This is a genomic window from Pseudomonas sp. BF-R-26 (genome assembly GCF_019947395.1).
In the GTDB taxonomy this organism is placed as follows: Bacteria; Pseudomonadota; Gammaproteobacteria; order Pseudomonadales; family Pseudomonadaceae; genus Aquipseudomonas; species Aquipseudomonas farris.
In genome coordinates this window covers 39,249-55,092 of sequence record NZ_JAGYGK010000026.1, presented here as the reverse complement: position 1 = coordinate 55,092, position 15,844 = coordinate 39,249, and the positions used below count along the sequence as shown (strand labels likewise).

Below are 15,844 nucleotides of genomic sequence, written 5' to 3'. Positions count from 1 at the left end.
TACAACAATAAAAAGCAGAGGTGGAACATGGTCTGGCAGCAAATCTACGACCCCTTCGGTAACCCGTTGCTATCAACCATCATGGCGGCGGTGCCGGTGGTGGTGATGCTGGTCTCCCTGGCGTTTTTCCACATCAAGGCGCATCTGGCGGCGTTGTTGGCCCTGGGTTCGGCCTTGCTGATTGCGATTTTCGCCTTCGGCATGCCGGCGAACATGGCGGGCTCGGCCGCGCTTTACGGTGCCGCCAACGGTCTGTTGCCGATCGGCTGGATCGTGCTCAACATCATTTTCCTGCACCGGCTGACGACCGAGAACGGTTCGTTCAAAGTGCTGCAGGATTCCCTGGCGCGCATCACTGACGATCGACGTCTGCAACTGCTGCTGATTGCCTTCTGCTTCGGTGCCTTCTTCGAAGGGGCCGCCGGTTTCGGCACCCCCGTGGCGGTGACCGGGGCCATTCTGATCGGGCTGGGGTTCTCGCCCCTGGCCGCGTCTGGCCTGGCACTGATCGCCAATACCGCGCCCGTGGCGTTCGGCGCCTTGGGCACGCCCATCATCACCCTGGCCAAAGTGACCGGGCTGGATGAAATGGAACTGTCGATGATGGTCGGCCGGCAGCTACCGTTTTTCTCGGTGATCGTGCCGTTCTGGCTGATCTGGGCCTTCGCCGGCTGGCGCAAGATGCTGGAAATCTGGCCGGCGATCCTGGTCGCTGGCGTCAGCTTCGCCATACCGCAGTTCCTCGTGTCCAACTACCACGGGCCTATGCTGGTGGATGTAATCGCCGCGCTGATTTCCATGGCCTGCCTGACCGGGTTCCTCAAGGTCTGGAAGCCGGCCACTGTGCATACCTCCGCCGCCTTGTCGGGGCGCACCGACAACTCCAGGGTGGATGTTGACCCGGACGAGAAACCCAGCGCGACCTTTGCCAGCGACGCCAAACCCGCCGTAATGCGCGCATGGATGCCGTGGATCATCCTCACGGTCTTCGTCTTTGCCTGGGGCACTCAAAGCTTCAAAAACCTGTTCGATACCCGCCCGGTCATGGATCCGCAAACCCACTCGGCCAAGCTCGATCCCCAAGGCAAGCCGATGCGCGAGGCCAACCCGATCTTTGCCCCGACCTTGACCTTCGCCACGATTCACCAACAGATCGAGAAGGTCCCGCCCGTGGTACCCACGCCTAAAAAAGAGGACGCGATCTACAAGTTCACCTGGCTCACCAGCACCGGCAGCGGCATCTTGCTGGCGGCGATCCTTGGCGGGCTGCTGATGGGTTATTCCATCCCGCAGCTGCTGCACCAATACGTGCGAACGATATGGGTGGTGCGCTACTCGCTCATCACCATTGTGGCCATGCTTGCCCTGGGCTTCCTGACCCGCTACTCGGGCCTCGACGCCACGATGGGTCTGGCCTTCGCCGCAACAGGCATTTTCTACCCCATGTTCGGCACGTTGCTCGGCTGGCTCGGCGTTGCCCTGACCGGCTCGGACACGGCCTCCAACGTGCTGTTCGGCGGCTTGCAACGGGTAACGGCCGAGCAATTGGGCCTGAGCCCGGTATTGATGGCCGCGGCCAACAGTTCCGGTGGGGTCATGGGAAAGATGGTCGACGCCCAGTCGATCGTGGTCGCGTCCACCGCCACCCGTTGGTACGGCCATGAAGGTGAAATCCTGCGCTACGTGTTTTTCCACTCAGTGGTGCTGGCGATTCTCGTCGGCGGGCTGGTGACGTTGCAGGCGTATGTAGCGCCGTTCAGTCATATGGTGGTGGGCGGGAATTAACCGAGGCGACCGCTGTTAGCCATGGCTCGGAGTCGCAACCCGAGCCATGGCTCAGGCCAGATAATCGCCGTTCACATCAGGCCGAAACTTGCGCATAGCAACAGTAGGCTAAGCTTTCAGCAGCTCATTGCTCACGATGCTCGATTCTGCAGGTTTTGGTTTTTTCTGGAGAGCGTCTGCAACAGCTGCTTCAGACAGGCCCAAACTTTTCACGCAGGACTGACGTGATGACCGAGCCCCTCCTCAGCTTTGATGCACTCAAGCGCGCCGCTGCCGCAGGCGAAATCGATACCGTGTTGGTCTGCATGGTCGACATGCAAGGGCGACTGGTCGGCAAGCGATTCCAGGTCGAATTTTTCATCGACAGCGGCCACGAAGAAACCCACTGCTGCAATTACCTGCTAGCCGACGACATCGACATGGAACCGGTGCCGGGTTACGCCGCGGCCAGCTGGAGCAAAGGCTATGGCGACTTTGTCCTGAAACCCGACATGGCCACCTTGCGTCGCGTGCCCTGGCTTGAGTGCACGGCACTGGTGCTCTGTGACGTGCTCGATCATCACCACCGACGCGACCTGCCGCACAGCCCGCGGGCGATCCTGAAAAAGCAAATCGAGCGCCTGCGCGAACGCGGCTATACCGGTATGTTCGCCTCGGAGCTGGAGTTCTATCTGTTCGACGAGAGTTACCAGGCGATCCACGAGCGCAATTACCACAAGCCGAAGACCGCCGGCCATTACATCGAGGATTACAACATCCTGCAGACCACCCGCGAGGAGCCGGTCCTGCGGGCGATTCGCAAACACCTGCAAGCCAGCGGCATTCCGGTGGAAAACTCCAAGGGTGAATGGGGGCCGGGGCAGGAAGAGATCAACATCCGTTATGCCGATGCCCTGACCATGGCTGACCACCACGTGATCATCAAACACGCCTGCAAAGAGATCGCGCAACTGCAAGGCAAGGCGATCACGTTCATGGCCAAGTGGCGCTATGACGCCGCCGGTTCCAGCAGCCATGTGCACAATTCGTTGTGGGACAAAAATGCCAAGAAGCCGCTGTTCTTTGATCCCAAGGCCGAGTTCGGCATGTCGAAGCTGATGCGCTCCTGGGTAGCCGGTCAGCTCAAATACGCCAACGACATCACCTGTTTTCTTGCGCCCTACATCAATTCGTACAAGCGCTTCCAGGCCGGCACTTTCGCGCCTACGCGGGCCGTATGGAGCCGGGACAATCGCACCGCAGGCTTTCGCTTGTGCGCCGAAGGCAGCAAGGCCATCCGCATCGAATGCCGTATTGGCGGCGCCGACCTCAACCCCTATCTGGCCTTCGCTGCCTTGATCGCCGCGGGCCTGGCCGGTATCGACGAAAAACTCAGCCTGGCGCCGCCCTTCGAAGGCGATGCCTACGTCGACGAGCACTTGCCCGAAGTGTCGAAAACCCTGCGCGAAGCCTGTGCCGCGCTCAAGACGTCGAGCATGTTGCGCGAAGCGTTCGGTGACGAAGTGATCGACCACTACGTGCATACCGCTGAGTGGGAACAGAAAGAGTACGACCGGCGCATCACCGACTGGGAACTGCAGCGCGGCTTCGAGCGCTATTGAGCACACACCATGACTGAGATCGTTCAACTCATCTCCCCGGTCGATGGCCGGGTCTACGCCGAACGCCGCCGTGCCGATGCAGCGCAGATCGAGCAGGCTCTGGCGGCTGCCGTAACTGCCCAGGCGCAATGGCAGCGTCGGCCACTGAGCGAACGCGCCGCGTTTTGCAGCGCCGCCGTGGATGCGATGCTGGCGATGAAGGCCGAGATCGTGCCGGAACTGGCCTGGCAGATGGGCCGCCCGATACGCTTCGGCGCCGGCGAGCTGCGTGGTTTTGAAGAACGTGCGCGGCACATGATCGCCATTGCGCCTGAGGCATTGGCAGCGATTGAACCTGCGCCCATCACCGGTTTTCGGCGCTGTATCAAACGGGAACCACTGGGTACGGTGCTGGTCGTCGCTCCGTGGAATTACCCCTATCTGACGGCGGTGAATACGATCATTCCGGCGCTGATGGCGGGCAACAGCGTCATCCTCAAACACGCTTCGCAAACGCTGCTGGTCGGCGAACGGTTCGCCGAGGCGTTTCGCCGCGCCCATCTGCCCGAAGAACTGTTCCACAACTTGCTGCTCGATCATAAACAGACCGCCGCGATCATCGCTTCAGGACGCGTGCAGCAGGTGAACTTCACCGGTTCAGTCGATGCCGGCAAGGCCATGGAAAGCGCCGCCACCGGATGCTTCCTCGGCGTGGGCCTGGAGCTTGGCGGCAAAGACCCCGCCTACGTCCGGGCAGACGCCAACCTTGAGCATGCGGTGGAAAACCTGGTGGACGGCAGTTTCTTCAACTCCGGGCAAAGCTGTTGCGCCGTCGAGCGTATCTATGTCGATGAAAAAATTTACCCGGTCTTTGTCGAGCGCTTCGTCGCCTTGACCCGCCAATACGTACTCGGCAATCCGCTGGACGAAGCCACCACCCTCGGCCCCTTGATCACACCGAGCGCCGCTGAATTCGTTCGCGGGCAGATCGCCGAGGCGCTGGCACAAGGGGCCAAGGCGCTGATCGATCCAAAGGACTTTCCCGCCGACGCACCGGGCAGCGCCTACTTAGCTCCGCAGGTACTGGTGGACGTCACCCATAAAATGTCGGTGATGCGCGAGGAAAGCTTTGGCCCGGTGGTCGGCATCATGCCGGTGGCCAGCGACGACGAAGCCATCGCCTTGATGAACGACAGTGAGTTCGGGCTCAGCGCGTCTATCTGGACACAAGACCTCGCCGCCGCCGAACGCATCGGCGACGAGATCGCCACCGGCACCGTATTCATGAACCGCTGCGATTATCTGGACCCGGCCCTGGCCTGGACCGGGGTGAAAAACAGCGGGCGCGGCGTAACGCTGTCGCGCCTTGGCTATGAACACCTGACCCGCGCGAAATCCTTCCATCTGCGCCACGAGATCTGAGCCATGAGCCTGACCGCGAACTGGAACTACCCCACGAGCATCCGCTTTGGCGTCGGCCGCATCGCCGAACTGGCCGAGGTCTGCCGCAGCCAAGGGATCCAGCGACCGTTGCTGGTCACCGACAGCGGCCTGGCGCGAGCCCCGATCACCACGGCAGCGGTGGAATCCTTGCGCGCCGCCGGCCTTGGCGTCGCACTGTTTTGCGACCTCAAGCCCAATCCGATTGAAGCCAACCTCGCGGGTGGGCTCGACGCCTGGCGCGCCGGCAAACACGATGGCGTGGTCGCCTTCGGCGGTGGCAGCGGCCTGGATATGGGCAAGCTCATCGCGTTCATGAGCGGCCAGACCCGACCGGTTTGGGATTTCGAAGACATCGGCGACTACTGGACACGCGCCGACGAAAGCAGCATCGCCCCGGTCATTGCGGTGCCGACCACCGCGGGCACCGGTTCCGAAGTCGGCCGTGCGGCGGTGATCATCGACGAACGTACGCACACCAAACGCATCATTTTCCACCCGAAGATGATGCCGCGGGTGGTCATCAGCGACCCGGCCCTCACCATCGGCATGCCGGCAAAAGTCACCGCCGGCACCGGCATGGATGCGTTTGCCCATTGCCTGGAATCGTACTGCGCTCCCGGTTTTCATCCGATGGCCGAAGGCATTGCGGTGGAAGGCATGCGCCTGGTGGCCAATGCGCTGGTACGAGCCGTACACACCCCCTCCGACCTCGACGCGCGCGCGCAAATGTTGGCAGCTGCGGCGATGGGCGCCACCGCTTTCCAGAAAGGTCTGGGTGGCATGCACGCACTCGCGCATCCGGTGGGCGCTCTGTACGACACCCACCACGGCATGACCAACGCCACTTTCATGCCTTATGTGTTGAAGTTCAATCGCCCGGCCATCGAGGAACGCATCACCCGTCTGGCGGCTTATTTGCGTCTGCCCTCCCCAGGCTTCGACAGCTTTCTGGCCTTCGTCCTCAAGCTGCGCAAAGACATCGGCGTGCCGCATACGCTGTTTGAACTGGGCGTGGATGACAAGCAGGCCGATCTGATCGCGGACATGGCGATTGTCGACCCCTGCGCCAGCGGCAACCCGTTGCCGTTGACACGAACTGGCGCGGCAGAAATTTTCGACGCGGCGTTTCACGGCCGTCTCTAGAGCAATCGTCTGTCCATGGCCAACGTGTGAACACGCAGCCTGGATGGGTTTCAACCGTTAGAGGCAGGAGCAGTACGACAGGGGGTTGAAGACAAACCCATTCGGCAACGCATCATGCGGATGGATGTGGATCAAAACCTGAACAAGAGCACACGTGATGAGTCCAGTAAGCCAACCCGGCGCCACCGCGCCACAAGACGACGACCTCAAGGTGTTGCACAGCATGGGCTATGCCCAGCAACTCTCGCGACGCATGGGCGTTTTCTCCAACTTTGCCATTTCCTTTTCGATCATTTGCATCCTCTCGGGTGGCATCAACTCGCTGGCACAGGGCACCTCGGGTGCAGGCGGTGCGGCCATCGGCATCGGCTGGCCACTCGGTTGCCTGATCTCCGGGGTTTTCGCCATGGCCATGGCACAGATTTCCTCGGCCTACCCAACTGCCGGCGGCCTCTATCACTGGGGCTCGATTCTCGGTAACCGCTTCACCGGCTGGCTGACGGCCTGGTTCAACCTGTTGGGGCTGATCACGGTGCTCGGCGCGATCAACGTCGGTACCTATTACTTCTTTTTCGGTGCCTTCGGACCGGCCCTGGGAATGGAAGACACCATCACCACACGGATCATTTTCCTGGCGATCCTGACCGGCATCCAGGCCTTGTGTAACCACTTCGGCATCGGCCTGACGGCAAAACTCACCGACTTCTCGGGCTACCTGATCTTCGCCACGGCACTCGCGCTGACCATCGTCTGCCTGATCGCCGCGCCCGGCTATGAGTTCGTCCGGCTGGTGACCTTCGGCAACTATTCCGGAGAGGCCGGCGGCAACGTCTGGCCACAGGTTTCGAACGGCTGGATTTTCATGCTCGGCCTGCTCTTGCCGATCTACACCATCACCGGCTATGACGCCTCGGCGCATACCTCCGAAGAAACCCATCAGGCATCCGTGTCGGTACCGGTCGGGATGGTCAGCTCGGTGGCCTGGTCGTTGCTGTTCGGCTGGGTCATGCTCTGCTCGTTTGTACTGATGTTGCCGAGCATGGACGAAGCGGCGAAGCAGGGTTGGAATGTGTTCTTCTGGGCGATGGACACTCAGGTGAACCCGGCGATCAAGATGGCGCTTTACCTGGCGATTTTCATCTCGCAGGTTCTCTGCGGGCTGGCGACCGTGACCTCGGTTTCACGGATGATCTTCGCGTTTTCCCGTGACGGCGGCCTGCCCTTCTCGAAAGCATTGGCTTCGGTCTCACCGACCCATCGCAGCCCCGTGCCGGCGATCTGGACCGGTGCCACGCTCGCGGTGTTGTTCGTCTGGGGATCGTCCCTGGTATCGATCGGCGAAACGCCGGTTTACACGATCGTGGTCTCCTGCACGGTGATCTTCCTGTTCTTCTCTTTCATCATTCCCATCGTGCTGGGCCTGTTTACCTACGGGACCCCGAAGTGGCCGACCATGGGGCCGTGGAACATGGGACGCGGGTTGTACTCATTGTTCGCCATCCTTTCGATCCTTTCGATGGTGCTGATCTTTGTCATCGGCATTCAGCCACCGAACGATTGGGCGCTGTACATCACGCTCGGTTTCCTGATTCTGACGGCAATCATCTGGTTCGCCTTTGAAGCCCGACGCTTCCAGGGCCCGCCTGTGGGCGAGATGATCATCAAGCGTCAGGCAGAAATCGCAGCGGCTGAAGAGGCGTTGAATAAACAGGTGGGGTCGTAAAGCGATCTGTAGCAGCTGCCGAGCCTGCGAGGCTGCGTTCGGCTGCGAAGCAGTCGTGAATCCGGCTGACGCGATTTGCCTGATGCACCGCAAGGTCTGGTTTGACGACTGCTTCGCGGCCGAACGCAGCCTCGCAGGCTCGGCAGCTGCTACAGAGCGCTCGGTTTTTTTGGCGCGAACCGAATCCGGATCAACCAACAGGAAGCACGCAGATGGACCGTCTCACGGCGAAAGATTTTGCCCCTGAACTGCTCGAACTCTACGACTACTACGCCCATGGCAAAATCAACCGTCGAGAGTTTCTTGATCGTGCGGCGCTGTTCACCCTGGGCGGCTTGACGGCCACAGCCCTCCTCGCCGCCCTGAGCCCGAATTATGCGTTGGCCGAGCAGGTGCAATTTACCGACCCGGACATCATTGCCGAGTACATCACCTACCCCTCGCCCAAGGGTCACGGGCAGGTTCGTGGTTATTGGGTGCGCCCTGCGAAAGCCGCCGGCAAGGTGCCGGCGGTGGTGGTCGTGCATGAAAACCGTGGGCTCAACCCTTACATCGAGGATGTCGCCCGACGTCTCGCTAAAGCGGGGTTCATCGCACTCGCACCTGATGGCCTGACGTCGGTGGGCGGCTATCCCGGCAACGATGACAAAGGCCGGGAATTGCAGCAGACCGTCGACCCGGGAAAACTCATGAATGATTTTTTCGCCGCCATCGAGTGGCTGATGAAACATGACGCAACCAGCGGAAAAGTCGGCATCACCGGCTTCTGTTATGGCGGTGGAGTCGCCAATGCTGCGGCCGTGGCCTATCCAGAGTTAGGGGCTGCCGTGCCCTTTTATGGCCGTCAGCCAAAGTCTGAAGATGTCCCCAGAATCAAGGCGCCGCTGCTGCTTCACTATGGCGAACTGGATACACGCATCAATGAAGGATGGCCCGCTTATGAGCAGGCGTTGAAAGCGGCCGGCAAGACCTATGAAGCCTATATCTACCCAGGCGTTAACCACGGTTTCCATAACGACACCACGCCTCGATACGATGAAGCCGCCGCCAGGCTTGCCTGGGACCGAACACTGGCCTGGTTTCGGCGTTACTTGGCTTGATTAATCAAATACGAATAATGGCGATAAGGAACTTAACGTTTATGAAGAAGTAACTGAACAGGTATTCCTTCATCGCCAATCTTAATATTGAACCCACGCTCTCCTAACCCATCGCGATTAATAAAATAATATTAAAAATTACTCTTCCATTGTCCATTGCATATTTATCCGCGCCTGCTTAACTGCAAAAACTGCTGATGACAGCAGTGCCCGTAAACACCACGGAAGGAATCGTTATGAGCAGTTCAACTCGCCATAGCATGCCCCCCTATGGGGTGGCCATCCAAAGCGCGATCAAGACCGGCGACCTGCCGCAAATGAAGACACTGTTGAAACAACGCGATGCATCCACACCAGAAAACAAAGAGCTAAGTACAGCTTACGAGCAGTTGGCCAAGGAAGTCGCACGCCTGGAAAAGCACTAACAGCTATTTCCGCTCCCCTTATTGCAATGGAGGCAATAACCATGTCTGGTTCTAATCAGCAACTTGTCGGTTTGTTCCCGCTCGGCTACCGAATTGGTACTTCGATGCCGGGTGCACAAAGTCTGGCACTCAATCTTCTGGTCTTTACCCCTGATGAGACTGTCAACGGCACCGCTGCAATCACTCAGGCGACCAACCCGCCGCTGGATGTGCATTCCGATGTCTGGGGCGAATACACCTACCTGACGGTCATGTCACCCGGCGTCAGCAAAATCCTGATCAGCGTACAAGGCAATCACGGCGGCTCAGGCTCGAATTCCATCGTGAATTTCAAGTTGCAACTGGTGGTGGGCACCGACTGGAAAGAAGGCGTCGCCAACTACTCGTACTTGAATGGTCAGCAGTGGGTCGAGGTCAACAATGCTCCTGCCCATCTCATTGAGGCGGTGCCGTCCCATGTCTCCCCGCTGCCGTTGGAACCCGGCCCGGTGATTCCGCCGGAGTCATCTTATCCGCCCATCATGCCGCTGTACGCCGCACCGATTCAAAGTGCAATGGCCAGTGGTGACCTGGCACAGATGAAAAACCTGTCGCGCCTGGCCCAGCAGCAACTGGATCAGCAACCCCAACTGCAGACGGCGCTTGAAACGGCCAAGGAAGAAATCAGCCGGCAGGAACGCCGCTGACTCGACCACGAAATATGCCCGACTTGTCTTGAATACAAATAAGGGAGTAGCACCATGTCAATCGGACTTTTTCATACCCGCCTCAATGTCAGCAATCACCTGCTCGGCGCACCGGTTTTAACCCTCGATCTGCTGGTGGATACCGCAAAGAAAAAAGTCAGCGGGATTGCCAGTATTTCCCAAAGCACCTACCCCCCCCTCAACTTTCGTGCCCGTGTCTGGGGTGAGTACTCCGAGGCCAAACTGGTTCCGACAGCCGAGAACCACATCATCCTCACCTTGGCCGGCAGCCCGAGCGGCCCTCTCAGCCAGATCGCCCAGACCTTTGGTTTGAAGGGCATTTTAGGCGGCGATTGGGCGAGCGGTTATGCCGACTACAAGTACGAGAATCAGGGCCAATGGCATTACGTGAAACACGCAGCGGTCAGCCAGGCTCCCGTTATTGTGCGCCCAGAGCATCCGCACCATGCGGTGCCGCTCTACGCCGTCGCGGTTCAGCAAGCGCAAACCAGCGGTGACCTGGCGCGACTGAAAGCCGTGGTCAGCCAGGGTGAACAGCAACTGGCCCACAGCGGTGCGCTGCGTAATGCACTGGATCAGTTGAACGTTGAAATCGCCCGGCTGGAGGCTCGCTAACCCCAGGGTAATAAACGCAATTCCTGTGGGAGCGGGCTTGCCCGCGATGATGGCAGCACATTCACCATTGATGTGTCAGACAGGTCGCTATCGCGGGCAAGCCCGCTCCCACAGGTTCCGTGGCTTAGGCTTAACTGATGGGCATTGGCCAAGCCCGGGCTTCAACAACAAAAGGTAAATCCGGTCGCGCCACTGTCCCAAGGAAGGCGCGAACACTTCGATGGATTCGTGCCGCGCACGCGTTGTGCGCAAGGATTTTCCATGTCAGACAGTCGCCCTGCCCGCTACCTCAGTGAAACCGACCTCAAACGCTACGTGCCAGTGCATGTGGTCTGGGAAATCACCCTGGCCTGCGATCTCAAATGCCTGCATTGCGGCTCACGCGCCGGCCATCGACGCCCCGATGAATTGAATACCCGGGAATGCCTGGACGTCATCGATTCCCTGGCCGCCCTCGGCACTCGCGAAATTACCCTGATCGGCGGTGAAGCCTATTTGCGCAAGGACTGGACCCAACTGATCCAGGCCATCCACGATCACGGCATGTACTGCGCCATACAAACCGGTGGACGCAACCTGACACCGGCGAAAATGCAGGCAGCGGTGGATGCCGGACTCAATGGCGTGGGTGTTTCACTGGACGGATTGGCCCCGCTGCATGACGCGGTGCGCAATGTTCCGGGCTCGTTCGACAAGGCGGTAGACACCTTGCGACGGGCCAAACAGTCCGGCCTTGCTGTAAGCGTCAACACCCAAATCGGCGCGGCCACGTTGCCCGATCTGCCCGAGTTGATGGACCTGATCATCGGCCTCGGCGCCACTCACTGGCAGATCCAGCTGACGGTCGCGATGGGCAATGCCGTCGATCACCCGGAGCTGTTATTGCAGCCGTATCAACTGCTGGAAGTGATGCCGTTGCTGGCGCGTCTGTATCGCGAAGGCGTCGATCGCGGCCTGCTGATGAACGTGGGCAACAACATTGGTTACTACGGTCCTTATGAACACATGTGGCGTGGTTTCGGCGACGAGCGCGTGCACTGGAGTGGCTGCGCCGCCGGCCAGACCGTGCTGGCACTGGAAGCCGACGGCACCGTCAAGGGTTGCCCGTCATTGGCAACGGTGGGGTTTTCGGGCGGCAACGTACGCACCATGAGCCTGCACGATATCTGGCACTACAGCGAAGGCATGCACTTTGGCCGCCTGCGCGGGGTCGACGACCTGTGGGGTTACTGCCGAAGCTGTTACTACAACGATGTCTGCCGTGGCGGCTGCACCTGGACGTCGCACTCCCTGCTCGGCAAACCCGGCAACAACCCCTACTGCCATTACCGCGCGCTGGACCTGCAAAAACGCGGGCTGCGCGAGCGCATCGTCAAACTCGAAGACGCGGCAAAGACCTCCTTCGCCGTCGGACGTTTTGACCTGATCACCGAACGCATCGACACCGGCGAGAAGGTCAGCAGCGTCAGCGACAGCGGCCAGGTGATCAAACTGGCCTGGGCGAACCAGGGCCAGAAATCTCCAGACGAAGGACGTATTCCACCGCAATTGGCACTGTGTCGCGGTTGCTTGCAGTACATCCATGCGCACGAAGTGACCTGCCCTCACTGCGACGCCGATGTCGCCGCCGCAGAAGCCGTGCACCAGACAGACCGTGCGCGGCAACAAGCGATAATCAACACCCTGACCGGCCTGCTGGGGATGCCGCACCGCTAAGACGCATTATTTGTAGCAGCTGTCGAGCCTGCGAGGCTGCGTTCGGCTGCGCAGCAGTCGTGAATCCGGTAGACGCGGTTTGCCTGATGCACCGCAAATTCTGGTTTGACGACTGCTGCGCAGCCGAACGCAGCCTCGCAGGCTCGACAGCTGCTACAGGTGGTTTACGGCTTAACTGACCAAGGTGGTCCTTGCGCAAATCTGGCCTCCAGCCATTCCTTGAAGGCCATGAGCGTCGCCGGAGTGAACGCGGCGGATGCTCGCACCAGATAAATCCCGCCCTGAGCATCCAGGTCCCACTCCGGCAGAACGCGAACCATCTGGCCGTTGGCGATTTCCCGGCTCATCAGCCACTCGCCAGCGCCCAAGATACCGACGCCAGCCTTGGCCGCGGCGAGCAATGCCTCGCCGTCGTTCGAGGTCAAGGATCCCTTGGTGATGACCCTCTCCTGCCGATCACCCTTCGACAAACGCCATTCAGGAAATGCCGCAAGGCCGGTAAAGCCCAGGCAGTTGTGCTCGGTCAGTTCCTTCGGACTGGTCGGTAAACCATGCTGTTCTATGTAACTCGGTGAAGCACAGAGAATGCGGCGATGATCGCTGAGCTTCTTCGCAACCAGGCGGTTGTCGTTCAATTCGCCAATACGAATCGCCGCATCGAATCCTTCACCGATAATGTCGACGACGCGATCGCTGTAATCCACCTCCACGGAGACCAGTGGATGAGCCGCCAGAAATTCCGGCAACATCGACGCCAGCCACAAGCGCCCCATCGCGGCAGGAAAAGCCAGGCGCAGGACGCCACGAACCTGCGCCGCGCCCAGTGACGCTTCCTGCTCAGCCTCGATGATCAACCCCGTGGCGGAGCGCAGGCGTTCGACGAGACGGCTGCCGGCATCGGTCAACCGCACCTGTCGCGTCGTACGCTCCATCAGCCGCACGCCCAAGCGCTTTTCCATGGCCGCCAGGCGCTTTGAAATCACCGTCGGATGCCGTTGCAGCAGACGTCCGGCGGCCACGAACGAATGCGCCGAGGCGACCGCGAGAAGCGCTGCAATTTCATCGATGTGGCGGCTGTCCAGTGGGTTCACAAAACACTCTTTTTTCAAGTAACAGACGATCAGGGTTTGAGGACGATCGCTCCGCGAGATTGGCCGCCTTCCAGATCGGCATGAGCCTTGGCCACATCGGCCAATGCATAGCGGCCCCAGATGCCGGGCTTGATTATGCCCGCCTCGACCGCAGCCAGTACATCCTCGGCCCGTTGCCGGTATTCGGCGATATCCGTGGTGTGCGCGGCGAGTGAAGGACGGGTCAGGAACAACGAGCCCTTGGCATTGAGCGTGCCCACTTCGACCGCTGTCGGCGCTCCGGAGGATGCCCCGAAAGACACCATCAACCCACGCGGTCGCAAGCAGTCGAGCGACGCTTCGAACGACACCCGCCCGATGGGATCGTAGACCACATCGGCTTTCTTGCCGTGGGTGATCTCCGCGACATCCGCGGCCAGTGTCTGGGCATTGAACACCAGCACCGCATCACAGCCCAGCGCCTTGGCTGTCTCGATACTTTCGGCCCGGGACACAATGCCGATGACAAAAGCGCCCAGGTGTTTGGCCCACGTTGCCATGATCTGCCCGAGGCCGCCCGCTACGCCATACAGAACCAGGGTGGTGCCGGGGCCGACCGGATAAGTCGTCTTCAGCAAGTACTGCGCGGTAATGCCTTTGAACAATACAGCGGCGGCCTCTTCAGCCGTCAACGCGTCGGGAATCGGCACCAGCCGCTCGGCCGGAAACAGGCGCGCACTGGCGTAAGCGCCAATAGGCCCTGTTGCGTAGGCCACCCGATCACCCACCTTGACGTTGCTCACTCCCGCGCCGATGGCGGCAACCCGGCCCGCCCCTTCAAGGCCCAGACCCGACGGCAATGGCAGCGGTACGGCACCCTTGCGCTGACTCACATCGAGGAAATTGACGCCAATCGCCTCCTGCTCCAGCCAGACTTCACCCGGCCCCGGCTCACGCGTCGGCACTTGTTCGATGGTCATCACCTCAGGTGCGCCAGTGTGTGCGATACGAACGACAGAAACCATTGCCTGACTCCTTCACTTCAGCGCAGCCCATCTGCGCGATGTGATTGAAGTATCGGCATTCAATTTAAAGCGAACAATATAGCTTCATTGCAGTTCATTACTGCATGCAGTGCAGCAGTGTGAAACTCGCAGCGTCAGCGCGACAACCAGGGCCAGGACGATCAAGACCACGGCGACGGCAAACGTTATCCGCATACCGTTGGCGATGGCGGCGGGAGATGCCGTGGTGATGTCTGCTGTCGCCGAGGCAAAGGCAAACACAGCGCCCATGACCGAGGCCCCGGTGATCAGCCCGAGATTGCGCGACAGGCTGAGCAGGCCGGAAATCACGCCGCGCTGATCCGGACGGATGTCGGTCATGATCGCGGTGTTGTTGGCCGCTTGGAACAACGCGTAGCTGGCCGTGATCACCACAATGGGCGCGAGGTAACCGAGGATGCCGAAACCCGCCGGCATCATCGATAAAGCCCCCGTGCCGAGCGCCATTGCGACGAGCCCGACGAGGGTCATGCGCCGAGTGCCAAAACGGTCCACCAGGCGACCGGCCGGCACCCCGGTCAGCGCCGCCACCAACGGACCGACCGACAAGGCAAGTCCGACAAGCGCTGTACCTAGGCCAAGCGCACCCGAAAGATAAAACGGCCCGACCACCAGCGTCGCCATCATCACCGTCGAAACGAGCGTGCTCATGGCCAGGCTTGCGCTCAATCCCGGCTCCCGGAACAGCGCCAATTTAATCAATGGCGAGGCAACCCTGGCCTCGACAAATATGAAAATCCCGGCGCCGACAACAGCCGTCAGCAGCAGCGCAATATTGAGCGCCCCCAAATCACCGTGCCCGATCGTCATGGCCAGCGCATACGCCCCGAGCGTCAGCGCCAGCAGCAACGTGCCGGCCTTGTCGAAACCCTCCCGCTGCGTTTTCGACCGCTGAAAATCCGCCGGCAAATAGCGATACACGAGCCAAATATTCAGAACACCCAGCGGCACGTTGATCAGAAAAATCGCCTGCCAACCAAGGCCCGCGATCAACATCCCACCGAGTGACGGCCCCAGCGTGGTGCCAATCGCCGACATCGTGCCGAGCAGCCCCATGGCACTGCCGGTCTGCGCTTTCGGCACCGTCTCGCCGACAAACGCCACGGTCAGCGCCAACATGATCGCCGCCCCGAGCCCCTGCACCGCCCGGGCACCGACCAGCCACCAAAGCGACGGCGCGGCACCACAGGCCAGCGATGACAGGGTGAAAATGCCGATGCCCGCCAGCAGCAAACGTCGACGACCGACCATGTCGCCCAGTCGTCCGACGCTGACAATCAGCGTGGTGATCGCCAGCAGATACGCCAGAACAATCCATTGCACTTGCTGAAAGGAAGCATCGAACGCCTGGGCCAGTGTCGGCAATCCCGCATTGGCGATACTGGTGTCGAGTGAGGGCATCAACATCGACAGCGAAAGACTGGCGAGCGCCCAGCGGACCGAACCTGATTGGGTGATGAGTTTCATTGTCTG

General features: G+C 60.3%; 13 protein-coding genes. 10 read left to right on the top strand and 3 right to left on the bottom strand.

The features are described 5' to 3' along the window. Window positions 1-27 precede the first annotated feature (27 nt). From KGB18_RS28495 to KGB18_RS28450, 10 genes are all read left to right on the top strand, one after another. On the top strand, window positions 28-1,785 hold the full coding sequence (locus KGB18_RS28495; protein ID WP_201121313.1) for an L-lactate permease: 1,758 nt from the start codon (window positions 28-30) through the stop codon (window positions 1,783-1,785). 227 nt (window positions 1,786-2,012) lie between these two features. Continuing rightward, window positions 2,013-3,386, top strand: a complete 1,374-nt coding sequence (locus KGB18_RS28490; protein WP_123722222.1) for a glutamine synthetase family protein — start codon at window positions 2,013-2,015, stop codon at window positions 3,384-3,386. Between the two features lie 9 nt (window positions 3,387-3,395). Then, on the top strand, window positions 3,396-4,787 hold the full coding sequence (locus tag KGB18_RS28485) for an aldehyde dehydrogenase family protein (RefSeq protein WP_223570881.1): 1,392 nt from the start codon (window positions 3,396-3,398) through the stop codon (window positions 4,785-4,787). 3 nt (window positions 4,788-4,790) lie between these two features. Next, window positions 4,791-5,951 carry an iron-containing alcohol dehydrogenase gene (locus KGB18_RS28480; protein ID WP_223570880.1) on the top strand — a complete coding sequence of 387 codons (1,161 nt, stop codon included), beginning with the start codon at window positions 4,791-4,793 and terminating at the stop codon, window positions 5,949-5,951. Window positions 5,952-6,108: 157 nt separating this feature from the next. After that, a complete protein-coding gene (locus tag KGB18_RS28475) occupies window positions 6,109-7,674 on the top strand; it encodes an amino acid permease (protein WP_223570879.1) in 1,566 nt (521 codons plus the stop codon). 212 nt (window positions 7,675-7,886) lie between these two features. Then, entirely contained in the window at window positions 7,887-8,774 is an 888-nt protein-coding gene (gene yghX, locus KGB18_RS28470; protein WP_223570878.1) for a YghX family hydrolase, read from the top strand. Between the two features lie 236 nt (window positions 8,775-9,010). Next, window positions 9,011-9,199, top strand: a complete 189-nt coding sequence (locus KGB18_RS28465; RefSeq protein ID WP_038982645.1) for a DUF1843 domain-containing protein — start codon at window positions 9,011-9,013, stop codon at window positions 9,197-9,199. A 41-nt stretch (window positions 9,200-9,240) separates the two neighbouring features. Next, window positions 9,241-9,885: a DUF1842 domain-containing protein gene (locus KGB18_RS28460; RefSeq protein WP_223570877.1), complete on the top strand. Its 645-nt coding sequence runs from the start codon at window positions 9,241-9,243 to the stop codon at window positions 9,883-9,885. A gap of 54 nt (window positions 9,886-9,939) precedes the next feature. Continuing rightward, on the top strand, window positions 9,940-10,521 hold the full coding sequence (locus tag KGB18_RS28455) for a DUF1842 domain-containing protein (RefSeq protein ID WP_123722216.1): 582 nt from the start codon (window positions 9,940-9,942) through the stop codon (window positions 10,519-10,521). 261 nt (window positions 10,522-10,782) lie between these two features. Further along, entirely contained in the window at window positions 10,783-12,237 is a 1,455-nt protein-coding gene (locus tag KGB18_RS28450) for a GDL motif peptide-associated radical SAM/SPASM maturase (protein ID WP_223570876.1), read from the top strand. 164 nt (window positions 12,238-12,401) lie between these two features. On the opposite strand, the gene KGB18_RS28445 is transcribed toward KGB18_RS28450, so the two are convergent. The 3 genes from KGB18_RS28445 to KGB18_RS28435 all read right to left on the bottom strand — a co-directional run bounded on the left by KGB18_RS28445 (window position 12,402) and on the right by KGB18_RS28435 (window position 15,838). Then, complete coding sequence (locus KGB18_RS28445) at window positions 12,402-13,328, bottom strand: LysR family transcriptional regulator (RefSeq protein WP_223570875.1); 927 nt, start codon at window positions 13,326-13,328, stop codon at window positions 12,402-12,404. Between the two features lie 29 nt (window positions 13,329-13,357). Next, window positions 13,358-14,332, bottom strand: a complete 975-nt coding sequence (locus KGB18_RS28440) for a quinone oxidoreductase family protein (protein WP_223570874.1) — start codon at window positions 14,330-14,332, stop codon at window positions 13,358-13,360. A gap of 84 nt (window positions 14,333-14,416) precedes the next feature. After that, a complete protein-coding gene (locus KGB18_RS28435) occupies window positions 14,417-15,838 on the bottom strand; it encodes an MFS transporter (protein ID WP_123722212.1) in 1,422 nt (473 codons plus the stop codon). Window positions 15,839-15,844: the final 6 nt, after the last annotated feature.